General features: G+C 31.6%; 1 protein-coding gene. It reads left to right on the top strand.

What is annotated here, in order from left to right; all coding sequences use genetic code 11:
* Positions 1–162 precede the first annotated feature (162 nt).
* Entirely contained in the window at positions 163–885 is a 723-nt protein-coding gene (locus ACM5QX_RS29535) for an IS1 family transposase (protein WP_414756757.1), read from the top strand.
* Positions 886–915 lie beyond the last annotated feature (30 nt).

Below are 915 nucleotides of genomic sequence, written 5' to 3'. Positions count from 1 at the left end.
TCTAACTCAAATTATTCTTTTTTAGCTGTTGTAATTTTAATTACATTTAATTGGCTAATTGAATTCTCTCTAAAAGATAAATTTACCAAATATATTGTTTAGCTATAAAATGTTATACGTAATCAAGTATCAGTGTTTTTAAATTCAACTATTTTAGTCTTAATGTCAATTTATAAACCTAGTTGTCCTAATTGCGGTTCTCAACATACTGTCAAAAATGGCCGTATTCATAATCAAAAACCAAAATATCAGTGTCAAAACTGTCAAAGACAGTTTATAGAAAATCCAACTAATAAAATTATTACTAAAGATACTATAGAACTGATTGATAGACTTTTGCTTGAGAAGATACCTCTTGCAGGTATTGCTCGTGCCGCTCTTGTTTCAGAAACTTGGTTACAAAAATACGTTAATAACAAATATACTCAGATTCCTCAAGAGGTAAAGGTCTCAGAGAAACCTAAAGGGAAATTAACTATCGAATGTGATGAGGCTTGGTCATTCGTAACTAGTAAAAATAATAAGCAATGGATTTGGTTAGCCTTAGACAAAAATACTAAAGAAATAGTCGGGGTTTACATTGGTACTCGCAGTGAAGAAGGTGCTAAAGGATTATGGAATTCTCTGCCACCAGTTTATCGTCAATGTGCTGTTTGCTATACAGATTTTTGGGCTGCTTATGCAAAAGTTATTCCCAACAAACGTCACAAAGCAGTCGGTAAAGAAAGTGGCAAAACTAATCATATCGAACGCTTTAATAATACAATGCGTCAAAGAATTTCACGTTTAGTTAGAAAAACTTTATCATTCTCAAAAAAGCTAGATAACCACATTGGTGCTATCTGGTACTTTATTCATCATTATAATTCTTGTTGTAGCGTCTAATTTTATTATCACTACATATTTACCACTACC

This window comes from Anabaena sp. CCY 9910, assembly GCF_963920875.1.
GTDB lineage: Bacteria > Cyanobacteriota > Cyanobacteriia > Cyanobacteriales > Nostocaceae > Trichormus > Trichormus variabilis.
Note: the sequence above shows the minus strand (reverse complement) of the source record. Positions and strands in the feature narration are given on the sequence as shown.

Coding starts and splice junctions, on each gene's coding strand:
- ACM5QX_RS29535 (WP_414756757.1), top strand. CDS start 163: ATGTCAATTTATAAACCTAGTTGTCCTAATTGCGGTTCTCAACATACT.